Origin of the sequence: Eubacterium maltosivorans (assembly GCF_002441855.2) — a bacterium.
Classification (GTDB): Bacteria; Bacillota; Clostridia; order Eubacteriales; family Eubacteriaceae; genus Eubacterium; species Eubacterium maltosivorans.
Window position 1 is genome coordinate 3,021,035 of record NZ_CP029487.1, and the last position, 17,961, is coordinate 3,038,995.

At 50.3% G+C, this 17,961-nt stretch carries 17 protein-coding genes and 2 riboswitches; of the genes, 14 read left to right on the forward strand and 3 right to left on the reverse strand.

Going from position 1 to position 17,961, the window contains the following annotated elements:
• Positions 1-15 precede the first annotated feature (15 nt).
• Positions 16-2,955, reverse strand: coding sequence for a heavy metal translocating P-type ATPase (locus CPZ25_RS14080; RefSeq protein ID WP_096919045.1), 2,940 nt, complete (start codon positions 2,953-2,955; stop codon positions 16-18).
• Between the two features lie 113 nt (positions 2,956-3,068).
• Positions 3,069-4,043 (reverse strand): M14 family metallopeptidase, encoded by a 975-nt coding sequence (locus CPZ25_RS14085; protein ID WP_058696150.1) that lies wholly within the window; start codon positions 4,041-4,043, stop codon positions 3,069-3,071.
• Between the two features lie 61 nt (positions 4,044-4,104).
• Between CPZ25_RS14085 and CPZ25_RS21030 the strand changes: the two genes are divergently transcribed.
• The 12 genes from CPZ25_RS21030 (at position 4,105) to CPZ25_RS14140 (ending at position 15,232) form a co-directional block, all read left to right on the forward strand.
• A complete protein-coding gene (locus tag CPZ25_RS21030; protein WP_263422117.1) occupies positions 4,105-4,230 on the forward strand; it encodes a hypothetical protein in 126 nt (41 codons plus the stop codon).
• A 48-nt stretch (positions 4,231-4,278) separates the two neighbouring features.
• Positions 4,279-4,458, forward strand: a riboswitch (cobalamin riboswitch).
• A gap of 141 nt (positions 4,459-4,599) precedes the next feature.
• Positions 4,600-5,568, forward strand: coding sequence for a nickel ABC transporter permease (gene nikB / locus CPZ25_RS14090; protein WP_058696149.1), 969 nt, complete (start codon positions 4,600-4,602; stop codon positions 5,566-5,568).
• Positions 5,569-6,387 (forward strand): nickel transporter permease, encoded by an 819-nt coding sequence (nikC, locus tag CPZ25_RS14095; RefSeq protein WP_058696148.1) that lies wholly within the window; start codon positions 5,569-5,571, stop codon positions 6,385-6,387.
• A gap of 67 nt (positions 6,388-6,454) precedes the next feature.
• Positions 6,455-8,023 carry an ABC transporter substrate-binding protein gene (locus tag CPZ25_RS14100; RefSeq protein WP_096919046.1) on the forward strand — a complete coding sequence of 523 codons (1,569 nt, stop codon included), beginning with the start codon at positions 6,455-6,457 and terminating at the stop codon, positions 8,021-8,023.
• A 28-nt stretch (positions 8,024-8,051) separates the two neighbouring features.
• Positions 8,052-8,837: an ABC transporter ATP-binding protein gene (locus CPZ25_RS14105; protein WP_096919047.1), complete on the forward strand. Its 786-nt coding sequence runs from the start codon at positions 8,052-8,054 to the stop codon at positions 8,835-8,837.
• On the forward strand, positions 8,821-9,786 hold the full coding sequence (locus tag CPZ25_RS14110) for an oligopeptide/dipeptide ABC transporter ATP-binding protein (protein WP_339622489.1): 966 nt from the start codon (positions 8,821-8,823) through the stop codon (positions 9,784-9,786). The genes CPZ25_RS14105 and CPZ25_RS14110 overlap by 17 nt, the downstream gene beginning before the upstream one ends.
• 14 nt (positions 9,787-9,800) lie before the next feature.
• A complete protein-coding gene (locus tag CPZ25_RS14115; RefSeq protein ID WP_096919049.1) occupies positions 9,801-11,159 on the forward strand; it encodes an MATE family efflux transporter in 1,359 nt (452 codons plus the stop codon).
• 67 nt (positions 11,160-11,226) lie between these two features.
• Positions 11,227-11,389, forward strand: a riboswitch (cobalamin riboswitch).
• 402 nt (positions 11,390-11,791) lie between these two features.
• Positions 11,792-12,511 carry a LytR/AlgR family response regulator transcription factor gene (locus CPZ25_RS14120; protein ID WP_058696143.1) on the forward strand — a complete coding sequence of 240 codons (720 nt, stop codon included), beginning with the start codon at positions 11,792-11,794 and terminating at the stop codon, positions 12,509-12,511.
• A gap of 33 nt (positions 12,512-12,544) precedes the next feature.
• Positions 12,545-13,837, forward strand: coding sequence for a sensor histidine kinase (locus CPZ25_RS14125; RefSeq protein WP_096919050.1), 1,293 nt, complete (start codon positions 12,545-12,547; stop codon positions 13,835-13,837).
• 159 nt (positions 13,838-13,996) lie between these two features.
• Complete coding sequence (locus CPZ25_RS14130) at positions 13,997-14,146, forward strand: cyclic lactone autoinducer peptide (RefSeq protein WP_096919051.1); 150 nt, start codon at positions 13,997-13,999, stop codon at positions 14,144-14,146.
• Entirely contained in the window at positions 14,146-14,721 is a 576-nt protein-coding gene (locus tag CPZ25_RS14135; protein WP_096919052.1) for an accessory gene regulator ArgB-like protein, read from the forward strand. The genes CPZ25_RS14130 and CPZ25_RS14135 overlap by 1 nt, the downstream gene beginning before the upstream one ends.
• On the forward strand, positions 14,711-15,232 hold the full coding sequence (locus tag CPZ25_RS14140; RefSeq protein ID WP_058696140.1) for a hypothetical protein: 522 nt from the start codon (positions 14,711-14,713) through the stop codon (positions 15,230-15,232). The genes CPZ25_RS14135 and CPZ25_RS14140 overlap by 11 nt, the downstream gene beginning before the upstream one ends.
• A 36-nt stretch (positions 15,233-15,268) precedes the next feature.
• On the opposite strand, the gene CPZ25_RS14145 is transcribed toward CPZ25_RS14140, so the two are convergent.
• The gene (locus tag CPZ25_RS14145; RefSeq protein ID WP_013382606.1) at positions 15,269-15,607 is read right to left on the reverse strand and encodes a helix-turn-helix domain-containing protein; all 339 of its coding nucleotides are present in this window, start codon (positions 15,605-15,607) and stop codon (positions 15,269-15,271) included.
• 377 nt (positions 15,608-15,984) lie between these two features.
• Between CPZ25_RS14145 and CPZ25_RS14150 the strand changes: the two genes are divergently transcribed.
• Both CPZ25_RS14150 and CPZ25_RS14155 read left to right on the forward strand, forming a co-directional pair.
• Positions 15,985-16,869 (forward strand): LysR family transcriptional regulator, encoded by an 885-nt coding sequence (locus tag CPZ25_RS14150; protein ID WP_074618196.1) that lies wholly within the window; start codon positions 15,985-15,987, stop codon positions 16,867-16,869.
• A gap of 97 nt (positions 16,870-16,966) precedes the next feature.
• Positions 16,967-17,935 carry a DMT family transporter gene (locus tag CPZ25_RS14155; RefSeq protein ID WP_096919053.1) on the forward strand — a complete coding sequence of 323 codons (969 nt, stop codon included), beginning with the start codon at positions 16,967-16,969 and terminating at the stop codon, positions 17,933-17,935.
• Positions 17,936-17,961: the final 26 nt, after the last annotated feature.

Below are 17,961 nucleotides of genomic sequence, written 5' to 3' on the forward strand. Positions count from 1 at the left end.
TTTTTTTAATGCCTTTTATTTTTTATATAAAATACGGATGGAATTGAGCACACAGAGAATGGCAACGCCGGTATCGGCAAAGACAGCCATCCACATGTTGGCAAAACCCATCAGGCCCAGAACCATGACCAGTGCTTTGATGATCAGGGCAAAGACCACGTTCTGCCAGGCGATACGGCTGGTTTTGCGGCCGATCTCGATGGCCTGTGGAATGGCCTCGACGCTGGAATTCATGAACACAACGTCTGCCGCCTCGATGGCTGCATCGGCACCGCTTCCCATGGCTGCTCCGACATCGGCGCCGGCCAGTACTGGCGCGTCGTTGATGCCGTCGCCGACAAACATCACGCCGCCCTGGGCTTTACGGATGGCCTGGAGCTCGCTGAGCTTGTCCTCGGGCAGAAGCTTGGCATGAACTTCATCGATGCCTGTCGCCTTTGCGACCACCTCAGCGCTTTCCTGGGCGTCGCCGGTAAGCATGGCAGTGCGGATGCCAAGGCGCTTGATCTTGGCGATGGCGTCTACCGCGTCGGCCTTAATGGTGTCTGAGATGACCAGATAGCCGATGAATTTGCCATCCAGGGCCAGAAGCACCTCGGTGCCATAATGATCATTTTTATAGCCGTCCAGGTCAACGTTCTGAGATTCGAGCAGCGAGCGGTTGCCGCAGAGCACCGTACCGTCACTTAAAATCGCTTCAATACCTTTTCCAGCGATTTCCCTGGCGGAAGCCGGACGTTCCACGGAAAGCCCCCGTTCCTCGGCGGCAGTTACAATGCTGTTGCCAATAGGGTGAGTGGAGGTGAGCTCACAGCTGGCCGCCAGAGCCAGAAGCTTAGCTTCATCCACGCCGCTTGTCGGGATGGCCTGCTGTACAACGAAGTTGCCCTCGGTGATGGTGCCTGTTTTATCCATGACCACAGCCGCGATGTTCTTAATCCCTTCGATGGAAACGCCGCCTTTAAACAGAATGCCCCGTTTGGAGCCGGCGCCGATGCCTGAGAAGAAGGCCAGAGGTACGCTGAGCACCAGCGCGCAGGGGCAGCTGATGACCAGGAAGGTGATGGCTGTGTAAATCCAGTAATACCAGTCTCCGGTCACAAGGGACGGAACCACAGCAGTCAGGATGGCCAGGCCAACTACGAAGGGGGTATAAATACGTGAGAAACGGGTGATGAACCGGTCGATTTTCGGCTTGCTGGCCGCCGCGTTTTCCACAGAGTCCAGAATACGGGTGACCATGGATTCTTCCAGCACTTTTTCAACCCGCATTTTTAAGAGGCCAGAGGTGTTGACACAGCCCGAAACCACCTCGTCGCCATAGCCGGCCTTGACCGGAACAGGCTCGCCCGTCACAGGGGAGGTATCGATTCGGCTTTCCCCCTCGACAATGACACCGTCCAGGGGAATACGGTCGCCGGGGCGCACCAGAAGAATGTCACCGATGGCGGCATCCTCAGCGTCGATGACCCGCACCTCGTCGCCGACCAGCAGATTGACGACTTCGGGGCGCATATCCACCGCGTTCATGATCTGGCTGCGGCTCTTTTCAACCGCGCGGTCTTCAAAGTATTCGCCGACACGGTAAAACAGCATAACGCCCACTGCTTCAGGGTAATCCTGAATGGCGAAGGCCGCCAGTGTGGCCACACTCATCAGGAAGTTCTCATCAAAGACCTGACCCTTCATGAGGTTTTTGACCGCTGTAATGACAATACGTCCGCCGAGGATGATGTAGGCCAATACGAAAACCGGAATATTGTAAACTGGAGGCAGGGTACGCTCCATGATCTCCCCGATGACAAACAGCGCCGCGCCGATAATGATGCCGATGAGGGTTTTGGTCTCAGCCGACATTTTCTTTTTTTCGGGTTTGGCAGAAAGGACCTGGGGTTTTTGGGCAGCAGCCTTTTGACGGATTTCCCTCGGAATAACCTGAACATCCGATTCGATGGACTGGCAGATGTCACGAAACTGGGGGAGCAAGCTGTCTGGATCTCTCCCTGTAACCTTCAACTGCTTAGTGGCATAGGTGATTGTGGCGTTGGTGACGCCGTCCAGGGCGTTGATTTTGGCCTCCATTTTGGCAGCGCAGTTGGCGCAGCCCAGGTTTTCAAGGGTATAAACCTTTGTGGCACCCTTCCCCACTGTCTTTTTGCGGGGAATGACTTTGACGTCCGGCTCGATGGCGGCGCAGATCTGCTGAATGTCCGGCAGCAGGGCAGCGGCGTTATCCGCAGACAGGCGCAGCTGCTTAGTGGCGTAGGTGATAGTGGCATACTCGACACCAGGCAGCTCTTTGATTTTGTGCTCTATTTTGGCAGCGCAGTTGGCACATCCAAGATTCTCAAGAATGAAAAACGCTTTTTCTATGTCTGCGTCTGGCATTTTACAGGTGCAGTTAGCCAGACTCTCACCGCAGATGTCACAGTATTCCTCGCCGTGGCGGCAGAGCTCACACTGGCAGTCCGCCGGATGGCCGGGAACATGGTAATGTCCGTGGTGCTCCTCGTGATCATGATGGTCGTGTCCGCAGGCACATGCCGCGTCATGGTGGTAATGCTCCTCGTGATCATGATGGTCGTGCCCGCAGGCACATGCCGCGTCGTGGTGATGATGCTCCTTGTGATCATGATGGTCGTGCCCGCAGGCACATGCCGCGTCGTGGTGATGATGCTCCTTGTGATCGTGAGGAGCACGTCCGGCGGCCACAGGTGCTTTTTTCAGTGAACGGCGCTTCCGCTCAGTAATGAGAATATCCGGCTCATAGGAAACTGCGATTTTCTGCATTTCCGGCAAAAGCCCGTCTGGGTCTTCGGCGGTGAGGCGGAGCTGTTTGGTCGCGTAGACGATGTTAGCCTCGCTGACACCGGGCAGGGCTGCGATTTTGCGCTCGATTTTTGAAGCGCAGTCAGCACACCCCAGGTGCTCAAGTATATAAGTTTTTGTTGCCATAATGGCCTCCTCGGAAAGTTAGATTAAAATATGATGAATAAAACATATGAATTGTTGTTCATATGTTAATATTAACTGTCCTGAGGAGGTTTGTCAAGGGGTAAAAGCAAAAATTAACGCGTCATTCCCGTCGTTTCCGCAAATTTGCCGTAGGTGATAAGCTCACAGAAATCATCGGTCCAGAGGGTGGCGGACTGGTAGAGGACAACACCATCGTATTCGGCGTGGTAGGTGTCAAGCGTTTTGCCGAAGTAATCCCTGACCTCACCGAGGCGCTGGCCTTTGGCGATGAGCTCGCCCACCTTTACATCGGGATACCAGAGACCGTGGCGCTTGGGCATGAGGTAGACCAGATCGGTTAAATCCACAGGGCGGTGCCGCAGCTCGGGTGCGCCAGGCAGCACGCCCAGGTGCTTCAGAATATTGATGACATCCTTTTTATCCGCGTTCACTTCTTCCTGGGTAAAACGCCCTGCGCAGCCGCGCTCCAGCAGGATACTGGGAATGCCAAGAACGCCGGCGTAATTGTAAGCCCCGGTGGTGGCAGTGGATTTGACCATATAGGGCACGTCGACGTGAAGGGCGGCCTGCCGGGCAGCCCTGGACACGGTCTCGTCTGCCGCGCCTACGTAATACACGTAAGGGGTCAGGTCTTCAAAAATCTCGCCGCAGTGCAGGTCAATGTAGAAATCAATCTGGGAATAAAGGCTGTACTCAAAAAAATGCGCGACACGGTCGGCAGGGGTGCCCTCCTGGCTGCCTGGAAAAACGCGGTTGAGGTTTTTGTTGTCTCCAGGCATAAGCGTTGGATAGCGGGACTCGAACCCGGGGACATTGACCGGGTGTATGAGGATCAGGCTTCCGTTTACATTTTCGGGGTCAAGCTCGCCGGCCAGCTGGATAGCAGCCTCGATGCCGACGTATTCGCAGCTGTGGATACCGCTGGTGATGAGGACGGTTTTTCCATCACCCGTGCCGTTGACCAGGGTGACGGGAACCTCGATTTCTGTGTGCGGGATGGGCAGCATGCCCTGGATTTTCTCGCCGGGGGAGGCGGTCAGTGTGCCGATTGATAGGTTGTTTTCCATTGCGGACTCCTTTCACTTTTGAAATAATTTTAATTTAAGCCGATTGCCTTGAGTATAAGGCATGGCGAAAACCAATGTCAAGCAGAAAAAAATAAAAGTAAAAAACATACCGGGTGGGGGTATCCGTTTAAATTTAATGCTTTTATTTTTAAAAAAGACTGGACAAGTGCGTGAAAGTCCAGTATAATTTAAGCAATTTCACAGTTTACCACAGTGAAATATTTGTTTAAAAAATTTAATCATGCCAAATACAAGTTCCCGATCGGGGATTAAAAGAGAAACCGGTGCGAATCCGGTACGATCCCGTCACTGTAATAGGGAGTTGTCCGCAAGATGTCACTGAGGCGCAGCCTTGGGAAGGCGTGGACAGACGAAGAACTTAAGTCAGGAGACCTGCTTGTATTGTTGTTTTCAGTAATCTTACGGTAGATAGGAGGGCTTTGTTTTCATTCAGCCGTCTGGGCTGTTTTTTTAATGATTTTCATGCCCTTTCCCTTTTATTCTCCGTTTCGGATTGTTACCCGTATTGCCATTTTGACAGAGGAGGATTTCTTTATTGAACACGAAACAGCTTGTTAACCGTTTGCTGCAAATCGTACTGGTGCTTTTTGGCATCAGCTTTCTGACCTTTTGCCTGACCTATTTATCTCCCGGTGACCCGGCCGAGCTGATGCTGGTGGCCGGCGGCACGCCGCCGTCTGAGGAGCTGCTAGCGGAAACCCGGGAGGAGATGGGCCTCAATGACCCGTTTCTGGTGCAGTATGGCAACTGGCTTAAGGGCTTTGTGGCCGGGGATATGGGGACGTCTTATTCCTCGAAAACGCCAGTGAGCGCGGTACTGCTTAACTGCCTTGGCCCGACGCTGGAGCTGGCGGCCGCGTCGCTTATTCTGATGCTTGTGATCTCCATTCCCCTGGGGATTCTGGCAGCCGTGTACCAGAATCGATTTCCGGATTACCTGGTACGGGGATTGTCCTTTATCGGTGTATCCTTTCCAGGCTTCTGGATCGGCCTGGTGCTTCTGTACGTGTTTGGCCTTAAGCTGAACTGGTTTCCCATCGCCACCTCGGGCACAGGCTTTATGAAGCTGGTACTGCCCGCAGTCACACTGGCCATTGCCATGTCGGCCAAATACACAAGACAGGTGCGCACCGCTGTACTGGAGGAGTTACGGCAGGATTATGTGGCTGGGGCCAGGGCCCGGGGCCTTAAGGAATCGGCCATATTGTGGCGGGAGGTGCTGCCAAACGCCATGCTGCCGCTGGTGACCCTGCTGGGCCTGTCCCTGGGTTCGCTGCTCGGCGGTACAGCGGTGGTGGAAATTATTTTCTCCTGGCCCGGCCTGGGCAAAATGGCTGTGAACGCCATTGCAGCCCGGGACTATCCGTTGGTTCAGGGCTATGTGATCTGGATCGCCCTGATTTACATGGTCATCAATCTGCTGGTGGATTTCTCCTACGGTTATCTGGACCCGAGGCTGCGGGGGCTGGACCGGGAAGTGAGAAGAAAGGCGGTAAAAGCGTAAATGAAAGCTTTTTTCAGACAGAACAGGCTTTTTGCTATCTGCGGGATTCTGGCGGTGGTGATTGTTCTGATCGCGGTGTTTGCGCCGTGGATCGCGCCCCATGATCCCTATGAGACCATTATGCAGAACGCTCTCAGGCCGCCGTCGGCGGAGTACCCCTGCGGCACAGACCAGCTGGGCCGCTGTGAGCTGTCCAGAATTATCTACGGGACGCGGGCGTCGCTGGAAATGACATTGACGCTGGTAGTTATTGTCTTTGCGGCCGGCACGTTTCTCGGGATGGCAGCCGGTTATTTCGGCGGTGCGGTGGACGCGGTGATCATGCGGATATCAGATATGATGATCTCTTTTCCGGGCATGGTTCTGGCCATTGCCATTGCCGGGATGCTGGGGCCGAGCCTCTTTAACACGGTCATTGCCCTGGCAGTGGTGAGCTGGACAAAATACGCCCGTCTGAGCCGCAGCCTGGTACTCAAGATCAAAAACAGCGTGTACATCTCCGCGGCGGTGGTTACTGGGGCGCGGACCGGCCGGGTACTGGGCGGTTACGTCGTACCGAACATCATTCCGACCATGATTGTGACCGCGGCCATGGATGTGGGCACCATGATGCTTGAACTGGCGGCCCTCTCCTTTCTGGGGCTGGGGGCACAGCCGCCCACGCCGGAATGGGGCTTGATGCTTAACGAGGGGCGGCAGTATCTGCAGACCGCGCCCTGGCTTATGCTGTTCCCCGGTATCGCTATTTTTATGGTGGTTTCGGTGTTTAACCTGATGGGCGACGGGCTCCGGGATATACTGGACCCACGTCAGGATTAGGGCAGCGGGCCTGCGGAGCAAACAACGTTTTTATTTTAATTTTCATATGAATATGAGAGGAGACAAAATGAGTAAATTTAAGAAACTGTTATTGGCAGTGGCGATTCTGGCCATGACGGCAACGGGGTTATCGGGCTGCGGTAGCAGCGGAGGATCTTCGGGGGCCTCAGATCAGCTAAACATTGGAGTGACGAGCTTTGCAGATACGCTTGAGCCCACCGAGCAGTATTTCAGCTGGGTGGTCATGCGTTATGGCGTGGGTGAAACACTGGTAAAATTCAACGAGGAGATGGGCGCAGAGCCCTGGCTGGCAGAAAGCTGGGAATTGGGCAGCGATAACCTGACCTGGACCTTTAAAATACGCGACGGCGTCAAATTTTCTAACGGTACAGCCTTGACCGCTGACCTGGTCAAGACATCGCTGGAGCGGACCTTTGAGATGAGCAAACGCGCCAGCTCAGACTTTTTCCAGTACGACGCCATGACGGCGGACGGATCAAACCTGGTGATCAAGACAAAAAATCCGACACCGGGGCTGCCTGGCTGCCTGGCCGACCCGCTGTTTTTGATCGTGGATACCACTGTGGACACCACGGCCTTTGCCACGGACGGGCCGATCTGCACAGGGCCTTACGCGGTTAAATCCTTTGACAAGGAAAAATGTGTGGTGGCAAGAAATGAAAATTACTGGGATGGTGAGGTCCCCTACAGTGAAGTGAACATCCAGGTTATTGATGACGCCAACACCCGCGCTATGGCCCTGCAGTCGGGCGAGGTAGATATGGCCGTCAACATCAGCAGCAGCGATTTATCCCTGTTTGAGGGCAACGATCAGTTTGACATCAACAGCATCGCGTCGCTGCGGACCGTGCTTTCTTTTATGAATCAGCGCGGAGCACTGGCCGATTTGAAGGTGCGCCAGGCGGTGATCCGTGCCCTGGACCGCCAGACCTACGCGGATAATCTGCTCCACGGCACCTTTGAGGCCGGAAAAGCCCCGATTCCGCCGTCTCTGGATTACGGTTTTAACACCCTGAAGGATGAAAACGCCTATAATCTGGAGAGCGCCAGACAGCTGCTGGCCGAGGCAGGCTATGCGGACACCAACGGCGACGGTATTGTGGAAAAGGACGGACAGAACCTGACGCTCCAGTACGTTATTTACGACAGCCGCGCAGAGCTGCCTATCCTGGCCACTGCTACCCAGGCCAACCTGAAGGAAATCGGCATTGACGTCAAGGTCGAGACCTACGAATACACCACTTTGCTGGATATGCAGGAAAACGGCGAGTACGATCTGTTAATCTGGAACGTCATCACCGCCAACACCGGCGACCCGGAAAACTACCTGAAAGAATACTGGAAAACCCATACCGATGAAAACAAAAACGCCAATACGGCCGGTTACAGCAACCCTGAGGTCGACGCGGTCTTAGACCAGCTGTCCACCGAGTTTGACACGGCCAAACGGCAGGATCTGGTCATTACGGCCCAGCAGCTTATCATGAACGACGCGGCCAGCATTTTCTATGCTTATCCAGAAACCAACATTATTTCCAGCAAGAAGATTACCGGTGTTGAGATGCTGCCAGCGGATTACTATTGGCTGACCAAGGAAATCAAACCAGTACAGTAGGAAAACACGATAACGAGAGGAGAAAAAGATGCTGAAAATCCGGGACATGAGCGTCCAGTACGGTGAGAAGCCGCCAGCTGTGGCACACTTTGACCTGCACATGAAAAGACATGAGATCATCAGCGTTGTGGGAGAGAGCGGAAGCGGAAAAACCACGGTGATCCGCTCCATTCTCGGCCTGCTGCCAGGAAGCGGGCGGGTTACCGGCGGAGAGCTCCTTTTTGAGGAGGAGCCCCTGTTGGAAAAAAGCCCGGAAGCCTGGCGGGCCCTGCGGGGCAGCCGCATCGCCATGATTTTTCAGGACAGCGGCAGCATGCTCAACCCCATCCGCAGAATCGGCCGGCAGTTTGTGGATTTTATCCAGACCCATAAGGCCGTTTCAAAGGACGCTGCCCGGGCTCGGGCCGTTGAAATGCTGACGCGCATGCGCCTGCCCGACGCAGAAAATATTATGGACAGCTATCCCTTTCAGCTAAGCGGCGGCATGCGGCAGCGGGTGGGCATTGCCATGGCCATGGTGTTTGAGCCCGATCTGCTGCTGGCCGACGAGCCCACCAGCGCCCTGGACGTGACCACCCAGGCCCAGATCGTGCGCCAGATGATGGCTCTGCGCCAGGACTTTGGCACAGGGATCATGATCGTCACGCACAACCTGGGGGTGGCCGCGTATATGGCGGACCGGATCATTGTCATGCAGGCCGGACAGATCGTGGAGAGCGGCACCCGGGAAGAGGTGATCTTTCACCCGAAACAAAATTATACGAAAGAGCTGGTGGCCGCAGTGCCGGAGCTGGGAGGTGCGCGTTTTGTCTGAAAAACATGAAATTGTCCTGGAAACCAGAGAGCTGACCAAATGCTTCCACGCCCCAGGCGGGCGCACGCTCAAGGCCTGCGACAGCGTCAGCCTGACAGCGCGGTGCGGCGAGACCCTGGGCATTGTGGGAGAGAGTGGCTGCGGAAAAAGCACCTTTGTTAAAATGCTGGTTCAGCTTGAAAAGCCTACCTCGGGTGCGATATACTTTAGAGGAAAGGATATCGCCGGATTCTCGGGCGAAGCGGCCCGGCAGAACCGCCGGCATATCCAGATGGTATTTCAGGATCCTGCCGCCTCTTTCAGTCCAAAGATGCGGGTGGGCGACATCATTACCGAGCCACTCATGAATTTTGGCATGATTACCCGGAAACAGCGGATGGAAAAGGCCGCGGCCCTGCTTGAGATGGTCGAGCTGGACGCGGATTTTATGAGCCGCTATCCCCACAACATGAGCGGCGGCCAGCTTCAGCGGGTAGGTATTGCCAGAGCGCTGGCACTGAACCCGGAGGTGCTGGTCTGCGACGAGGCCACCTCGGCCCTGGATGTTTCCATTCAGAAGAAAATCGTGGCGCTGCTCACCCGGCTTCAACGGGAAAAAAACATTGCCATGCTCTTTATCTGCCACGATATGGCCCTGGTCCAGAGCCTGAGCCACCGGCTGGCCGTCATGTATCTGGGCAATATCGTGGAGACCGTGCCAGGCGGGCAGCTGTGCGAAGCCGCCATGCACCCCTATACCCAGGCGCTGCTGGGGTCTGTGTTTTCACTGCACATGGACTGCTGTCAAAAGATCGAAACCATTGACGGTGACCCGCCGAGCCCGCTGGATTTACCGCCGGGCTGTCCCTTTGCCGGGCGATGTCAAAAATGTATGCCGGTCTGCAAAACGAACAAGCCCGTCCTGAAGGACGTGGCGCCAGGCCACCAGGTGGCCTGCCATCTCTATTAATTAAGGAAAACCCTATGGAAAAAACCCGTGAAATCCCGTTAAAGGGCCAGATGACCGAGGGCAGGATTGGGCGGCAGCTGCTGCTGTTCGCCCTGCCCCTTATGTTCTCAAACCTCTGCCAACAGCTGTACAATACAGCTGACGCCGTGATTGTCGGCCGTTTGGTGGGCGCAGACGCGCTGGCAGCTGTAGGCGCGAGCAGTTTGCTCATCACCTTTATGATCTATTTTTTTATCGGCCTGTCTATCGGGGCCAGCGTGCTGATTTCACAGTTTTTTGGCAGCCGGAAATACGATAAAGTGCAGGAAGCTGTGCACACCGCCGTAGCCCTGAGCCTAGTATCCGGCCTTGTCCTCACTGTTCTGGGTCTGGCCTTTGCGCCGGCTATGCTGCGGATGATGAACATTCCCGAGGTTGGGCTGGCATACGCCATACCCTATATCCGCATCTATTTTCTGGGCATGATACCCATGACCCTTTACAATATTGGCAGCGGCGTCCTGCGTGCTGTGGGCGATTCCAAAACCCCGCTGGCCTGTCTGGTGGTCACGGTGGTGCTAAATATCGGGCTTGATCTGCTCTTTGTAGGGCCGCTGGGCATGGGCGTTGCCGGAGCTGCGCTGGCCACTGCCCTGGCCCAGCTGGCCGCCGCTGTGCTCATTGTCATTATCCTGCTGAGGGCCGACCCCATCTATCGGCTGCGGCCAGCGAGAATCCGTTTTTACGTCCAGACACTCAGAGATATTGTGCGTATCGGCCTGCCCGCCGGGCTGCAGTCTGTGCTGGTCTGTTTCTCCAATGTGGTGGTCCAGTCCCAGATTAACACCTTTGGGCTGGAGGTCATGGCTGGGTTTACCGCTTATATGAAGATTGACGGGTTTCTCTTTATGCCCATTGACGCCTTCTGTCTGGCCATCTCCAACTTCGTGGGCCAAAATATGGGCGCAGGGCGCTGGGAGCGGGTGGTAAAAGGCAAGAACGTCTGCCTGCTGCTGTGCGTTGGTGTGACCATTGGCCTGGGCGTAATGATTATTCTGAACGCCCGGCTGATCCTGGGCATGTTTACCTCGGACGAGGCAGTGGTTTTAAACGGCATGCGCCAGTTGTACACCGTGGTGCCCCTTTATGGCATTTACGCTGCCGATCAGGTGTTTGTGGGCGTTCTTCGGGGGGCCGGGGCTACGGTCATCCCCATGGTCATCACTCTGGTGTGCATGTGCGGCCTGCGGCTGAGCTGGATTTTTACCACCCTGAGGTTTGTACACGATGCGCGCATGATCTACCTGAGCTATCCGCTGACCTGGATCGTGACCGGAGCAGTGCTTTTGCTCTATTATTATAAAGGCGGCTGGCGGCCGGAAAGGGCCGTCTGAAAAATCGTAAATATTTCAAAAGAAGTTGTTGACAAAGCCGCCTAAAGGGCGTATGATGAAGTTAATTAAATATTGAATGATCCTATGTAGTGGGAAAAGGGTGAGAGTCCCTTGCTGTAATCGCAGCTGTAATGCAAAATGCTTTCTGAAAAAGCCACTGTCAATGATGATGGGAAGGCGGAAAGATGATATTGCTGAGCCAGAAGACCGACATAGTGATTGGTTCTTAAAAGACTCCGATTTAGAGTGCTTAAGAAACGAAACAAAACCTTTACCATCCAGATTATACTGTGTTCGTTCATCCCTCTCTGAATCCGAGAGGGATTTTTTTATGGAATTTAAGGACGGTCGCCTTATCATTCGTATTTAATTAAATCTCATAATGCCTGTTCCATCAGACAGGTGTCATTAAATCCTCTTTTCAGTCAGCGAGGCTGAAAAACCCTCCCTTTTTTGGAAAAGTCCCAAACGCCGGGGCTTTTCTTTTTTTTGAAAAATTTTGAAATTATGGTTTCCAAAGTGTATTTTTATGGTATAAGATTTAGGAGAAATGAAGTTCGCACCCCCTTTTTATAGGGTGATAGGGGAAAATATGGTATAATGGAAGAAATGCCGGAAAGGCAGAAAATGGGATGATTAGAATTGGAATTTGCGACGACAATGCTTTGATTGCGGAAAAACTGGAGACGCTCATCATCAGGTATGGTGAGGAACACAGTATTGATGTGGAAACGTACGTCTATCATGACGGCAGCGAGGTGCTTGAGGACCGTATCCAGTTTGATATCCTTTTTCTTGACGTGGAGATGCCAAAAACCGACGGGATCGATACGGCCAAGCAGATCCGTAAGTGGGACGCCCGGGTCAAGATTATCTTTATCACCAGCTATACCCACTACATGCGCAACGCCTTTGCTGTGCACGCATTTGAATATCTGGTCAAGCCCTTTAACACGGCAAAGGTAAACATGGTGCTGACCGAAGTGTTTGATTTTATCGAAAAGGAGAACAAAAGTCACGATATTTCCCTGATGATGGGCGGCGAGTTAAAGGTCTTTGCCAGCAACGATATTTATTATTTTGAGCGCGTGCGGCGAAAGATCAAAATGTGCACCGCGCAGGGCGATTTTGAATTTAACGGCGTCCTGAGCGAGATTATGGAAAAGGTTCAGGACTTTGACTTTGAATACTGCCACAAAAGCGTGATTGTGAACCTGTTCCACTGTAAGCGCATTGCAGGCGCCGACCTGTATCTGGACAATGGCGAAACCCTGCCCATAGCTCAGAAGCGCGCCGTAGAATTTAAAGCGCGGCTGTTTGATTATATTGAGGAGAATTTTAAGCTGTTGTGAGAAAGGGCTTGGAGGATAGTTTAGGGGAAGAATATGGATAAGTGGATTTATGTACTAGATATGGCTTTATCGTATGGGATTACAGGATATATTATGTTTCGTTTTATGTCCGAAGTATATGATAGAAAATATGGAGAAAACTTTAAATATTTTATTAGCTTTTTAGTTTTTGTTGTTGCAGCAATAGGATTGAATATCCTAGGCATTCCTATATTTAAAATAATTTTTTTATTAATATCACTATGCTTAATTAGCTATTCTCTCTTTATATTTGACAAGAAGTGGATGTTAATCTATGATTTTGTCTTTGCGCTTTATATAATTTTTTCAGATGTTATATCTGTTGTAATTGTTTCTTTAATAATGGATACTACGATAGAAGGAGTTGAGGAAAGTTTTAATTTTTTATTTCTTTCCGGAATATGCAATCAAATAATTTTATTGTGCGGATTTTATATTTTTGTATCTATATTTAAAAAGAACGAATTGAATACACTCAAAATAGTTCAAAATATCTTTTTAATGTTACTGGCGGTTTTTGAAATAAGTGTGCTGTATTATTTTTATATAACAATACAACAAAATTCGTCTGGAATCGCTTTAGCATATATTTGCTTTGGGTTCATTGGATTAGATATATATTTGGTCTATCTATTTGAAGCTATATCAAAACGCTATCAACTGGAAAGAGAGATGGATTTGAAAGAACAGCAGGTAATAATGCAAAATACTTATTATAAAAGTATTGAAGCGCAATATGATTATTCGAGACGATTAATACATGATATGAAAAATCATATGCAAACTGTTGAGGAACTTTATGCTAATGATAATGGTGATATGGCTCAAAGCTACGCTAGAACAATTTATAGAAAAATGGATGAATTGGGAAGTCGCTTTAAATGTAGTAATCGCTTTCTAACAATAATCATCAACAATAAATTAATAAAGTGTGATGAAAATGATATAAATGTTACACTAAAAATAGAAGATGTAGGTATTGAATTTATGGATTTTTTTGATGTTACTACAATTTTTTCTAACCTATTAGATAATGCAATTGACGCATGTCTTGAACTTTCAGTAGACGAAAGACATATAGAGATTAAACTATTTAAGTTTAATGATTTTATAACAATAGTTGTTTGTAATAGTTATAATGGCAAGATTGATTATAAAAATAATGAATTAAAAAGTACAAAGGAAGGAGAACATATGGGCGTTGGTTTGAAAAATGTAAAGGCAGCGATTGAAAAGTATAATGGAAGTATTCAATACAAAGCAGAAGAAATGTTTAGGGTTGAAATTTTAATTTCTTCATCGTAAAAAGAGCATAGAATTTCTTACTTTGGACATATTTAAAATATAAAAGACCATAAATTTATTTCTTGAAGCAGTAAAGATTGTGATTTATTTTCTTTGTACATATAATAGCATTTATCAGCTGATAAACTACATAATATAGAATGTTATGAGGTGTACTAAATGAAAAAAGATGGTTTCAAGAATAAAATCCTAAAAAATGTGGCAAAAGCTGCTCATCATGAAGCAGTTAAAGATGCTAACACAGCATGTTGGATGATCCATCATCAAGAAAAAGCTCCCGTAAATACTAAAAAATTCCGTAAATTCTAATGTTTGAGAAAGCTTCTGAAGCATTAATTTATCAATTAAAAAAAAGAGAAATTGTGGTCGATGAAGATGTTGAAATATACCAGTTTGGAATCAAGGTTTTAATGCTCAAAACGGTTCACTACGCTTCCATGCTTTTGGTGGGCCTGCTTTTCGGCATGCTGCCGGAGACCATACTCTTTTTAATTGTATATGCGGCCATCCGCGCCTATGCCGGCGGTTATCACGCCGATACACGCGGGGTCTGCTACCTGCTGTCATGGATCACAATACTTTCTGTTTTACTCATTGCCCGGTTCTGCCCGGCAGGGGCGGTTGCGGTGGTTACCGCAGCGCTTACGCTGTCCGCTTTTCCGGTGATCTACAAATGGGCGCCGGTCGAAAACAGCGCAAAGCCGCTGGATGATGCAGAGTGCACCCATTACCGGAAACGGGCGAGAAGAATACTGGTGGCTATCAGTGCTTGTGCGTTGCTTGCCGGACTGGTTTTTAACAGCCGGTTTGGGCTGGTCGCCGCGGAATGCCTGGGCCTTGAGGCGCTGATGATGCTGCTGGGGCTGTGGAAAAATGGGCGTTAAGCCGAGGTATACAAGAGAACAGCAGGATGTGATTCAGGAAGCGGTGGAATGTGGTTTTGATGTGTCGCCGTATATTACGGAGGCCTTCACGCCAGACCAGATACGGGAAATTTTCTGGGGATTGATGACCGGTGTGGATGTGACCTTTTATAACGATCCTGAGTATTCAAACTGCCAGATGTGGCAAATACGGGAAGGACTTACAGGAAAGGTAGATGTATCGGTCTATGCGGATAAAAATCTGGATTGGAAAAAAATGTACCTGATCCGGATGGGTTTAGAGGAAGGGCTTGATGTATCGGAGTATGTGCGGCAGGGCATGGACCCGGAGCAGATCCGGGCAATTTTGCAGGGCTACCGTACCGATATTGATTATACGCTTTATGCGAAGCCCTGGTACACAGCTGGCGAAATGCGGGAAATCGGCTCAAAACTGATCCGGGAAGCGGTTCTGAACAGAGCGGAGGAGACGCCTGGCGCTGGCGGTATATTTAAGAGTATAAAAAAATAACAGGTGCCCAACTGCAATTTGGACACCCGCATTTTTTTATTCTACTGGGTCGTGGCTGAGTAAAAACAGAGTCAGAATTTCTTCTGCGTATTTTCCTTTTTCTGCTGGACAGCGTTCTAAAAGCTCCAGCAGTGCTGCGTACTTCGTCCCCATATATTCTTTGGGGCCGTAGAGAATTGCGTCGGCGGACATTTTCAAAACGTCACAGAAACGATTCAGGCTTTTTAGAGAAAAGCCCTTAGTCCCCAGTTCTATATCGGCAAGGAAGGTTGGTGTGATACCGATTTTTCTTGCCAATTCATCACGGGACATGTTCAGAAATGTTCTTTGTTTACGAATACGAAGGCCAATCGCCTTATGATCTAGCTCTTGCATACAATTCCCCCTAAAAATAGTATTTACGCTTTTAGCTGTTGACTCCATACCATTGTGATATAAGCCGGTGGTTTATTTAAAAACCAGACACTTTTGCGCATTTTAATAGGACCACAGTAGACTTCTTAATTATATCCGCTTTTACCAGTAATTTCAAGTCTCTGTAAGAAAACTGAAAGGAACCGGAAAAAAGTCCGGTATTCTCTCCCGAAGACAGGTTCAGGGGGATTTTTTTGTTTGTCGGAAATATTTTAAGTTGAAAAAATTTCGTACTCTCAGGCAAATTAATCGTGACAAAAAGTCGAAAAACCGGCAGGTTGCATATAATTCAAAATGTGATATAATGAAATGGATTAACGGAAAAAGGACGTATTTTTATGAATGTAAATTTTGAACATTACAAGGTCTTTTACTACGTAGCGCGCCATGGCACCATTACACAGGCGGCCCAAGCACTGTATATCTCGCAGCCGGCAGTGAGTAAATCGATCCATCTGCTGGAAAAGGAGCTGTCATGTGAGCTTTTTCACAGGAATCAGAAGGGGATGACTCTGACGCCAGAGGGCGAAATGCTGTACGGACATGTGGCAAAGGCCTATGAGCAGCTGGCACTGGGTGAAAAAAAGCTCTGGGAAATGCTGAATCTGAACAATGGGGTGGTGCGGCTGGGCACCAGTGACATGATCGCCCGTTTTTTCCTGCTGCCTTATCTTGAGAAGTTTCACAGCCTGTACCCGGATATCCGCATCAATATGCAGAGCGGCACCACGCCTGGCACACGTGTTGCCCTGAAGGAGGAACGTATTGAGGTGGGCGTGGTATCCTCACCGGTGGCTGCCTCAGACGATATTGAGATTTATCCGATCCGGGAGATTCAGGACGTTTTTGTGGCGGGTCTGGACTACGCGCCCCTTGCCGAGAAGGTGCTGAGCTTTGAGGAGATTATGGCGCACCCCATCATCTGTACAGAGCGCAACACGGCCAGCCGCCATTATCTGGACACATTTTTCCTCAAACACAAGATCCATCTGGAGCCGGCCTTTGAGCTGGGGACTATGGAGTTAATCATGCCTTATGCGGAAAGAAACCTGGGTATTGGCATCGCAGTCCGTGATGTGGCGCAGGAGCGTCTGGAGCAGGGGAGTTTGATTGAGATCCGGGCCAAGGTGGAGATGCCGAAGCGGCAGATCTGTGTGATCAAGCGGAAAAAGGGTGGTATCTCTAAGGCAGCAGAGGCTTTTCTGGACATCATTTTACCATAACTTTTGGTTATAAAACATATAAGAATATTTCATTTTACTTATGGCAACGAGAAGGGTAAAATCGTTACTGTACGAAAAATGAAAGGAAGATTTTATTTTGAAAAAAGGCTATTTATATATTGTCATTGCGACGTTGTTTTTCAGTTCAATGGAGATCGCCCTCAAAAGTGTTTCAGGCCAGTTCAACGCTGTGCAGATGAACCTGACCCGTTTTTTGATCGGCGGTCTTGTTTTAATTCCCTTTGCGTTCAGGACGCTTAAAAAGAAAAATGAACATCTGGATAATAAAAGCCTGCTGCACTTTGCGGGATTGGGCTTTCTGGGGGTGGTGGTCAGCATGACCTTTTATCAGCTGGCTGTGGAAAATGCCAACGCCTCGGTGGTGGCAGTGCTGTTTTCCAGCAACCCGGTGTTTGTGCTGTTTTTCTCAGGCATTATCCTGCACGAGGTGATCAAGAAAAACCATGTAGCGGCCATTGTGCTGGAAATTATTGGAATCCTGGTGATTGTCAATCCTCTGCACACCGCCCTCAATATCGCGGGAGTGGTCATGGCGATTTTGGCAGCGGTGGCTTTTGCCCTGTATTCGGTCTTTTCTAAAAAGCAATGTAACCGCTACGGCGGCGTGGTGGTGACCTGCGGGAGCTTTTTATTCGCCAGCCTGGAAATGCTGCTGCTCATCGGACTCAGTCATGTGGGCCCGGTGGCGGATATGCTAAGCGGTAGCGGACTTGCTTTATTTGCCAATATTCCACTGCTCACAGGTTATACAGTGTCCAATATCCTTACGATGCTGTATATCTGTATCGGCGTGACCGGCGGTGGCTATGCTTTTTACTTCATGGCTATCGAAGAAACCTCGGCCAGTACGGCGTCGCTGGTGTTCTTCTTTAAACCGGTGCTGTCGCCTATTTTGGCAGTGCTGATCCTGCACGAAGCGGTGCCGGTCAACATGGTGATTGGTGTGCTGCTGATCCTGGCCGGCTCTCTGGCGAACCTGCTGCCAGCGTTTGCGCACAGGGAAGAAAAGTCTGTGTCCCTGAGCACAGAGCAGGGCCGTTCCTAGCCTGTTTTATAAAATCTGAATGTTGA

Bases quoted from the DNA above. Each gene is read 5' to 3' on its own strand.
- CPZ25_RS14080 (WP_096919045.1), bottom strand. From the start codon at position 2,955: ATGGCAACAAAAACTTATATACTTGAGCACCTGGGGTGTGCTGACTGC.
- CPZ25_RS14085 (WP_058696150.1), bottom strand. From the start codon at position 4,043: ATGGAAAACAACCTATCAATCGGCACACTGACCGCCTCCCCCGGCGAG.
- CPZ25_RS21030 (WP_263422117.1), top strand. From the start codon at position 4,105: ATGGCGAAAACCAATGTCAAGCAGAAAAAAATAAAAGTAAAAAACATA.
- nikC (WP_058696148.1), top strand. From the start codon at position 5,569: ATGAAAGCTTTTTTCAGACAGAACAGGCTTTTTGCTATCTGCGGGATT.
- CPZ25_RS14100 (WP_096919046.1), top strand. From the start codon at position 6,455: ATGAGTAAATTTAAGAAACTGTTATTGGCAGTGGCGATTCTGGCCATG.
- CPZ25_RS14105 (WP_096919047.1), top strand. From the start codon at position 8,052: ATGCTGAAAATCCGGGACATGAGCGTCCAGTACGGTGAGAAGCCGCCA.
- CPZ25_RS14115 (WP_096919049.1), top strand. From the start codon at position 9,801: ATGGAAAAAACCCGTGAAATCCCGTTAAAGGGCCAGATGACCGAGGGC.
- CPZ25_RS14120 (WP_058696143.1), top strand. From the start codon at position 11,792: ATGATTAGAATTGGAATTTGCGACGACAATGCTTTGATTGCGGAAAAA.
- CPZ25_RS14125 (WP_096919050.1), top strand. From the start codon at position 12,545: ATGGATAAGTGGATTTATGTACTAGATATGGCTTTATCGTATGGGATT.
- CPZ25_RS14130 (WP_096919051.1), top strand. From the start codon at position 13,997: ATGAAAAAAGATGGTTTCAAGAATAAAATCCTAAAAAATGTGGCAAAA.
- CPZ25_RS14135 (WP_096919052.1), top strand. From the start codon at position 14,146: ATGTTTGAGAAAGCTTCTGAAGCATTAATTTATCAATTAAAAAAAAGA.
- CPZ25_RS14140 (WP_058696140.1), top strand. From the start codon at position 14,711: ATGGGCGTTAAGCCGAGGTATACAAGAGAACAGCAGGATGTGATTCAG.
- CPZ25_RS14145 (WP_013382606.1), bottom strand. From the start codon at position 15,607: ATGCAAGAGCTAGATCATAAGGCGATTGGCCTTCGTATTCGTAAACAA.
- CPZ25_RS14150 (WP_074618196.1), top strand. From the start codon at position 15,985: ATGAATGTAAATTTTGAACATTACAAGGTCTTTTACTACGTAGCGCGC.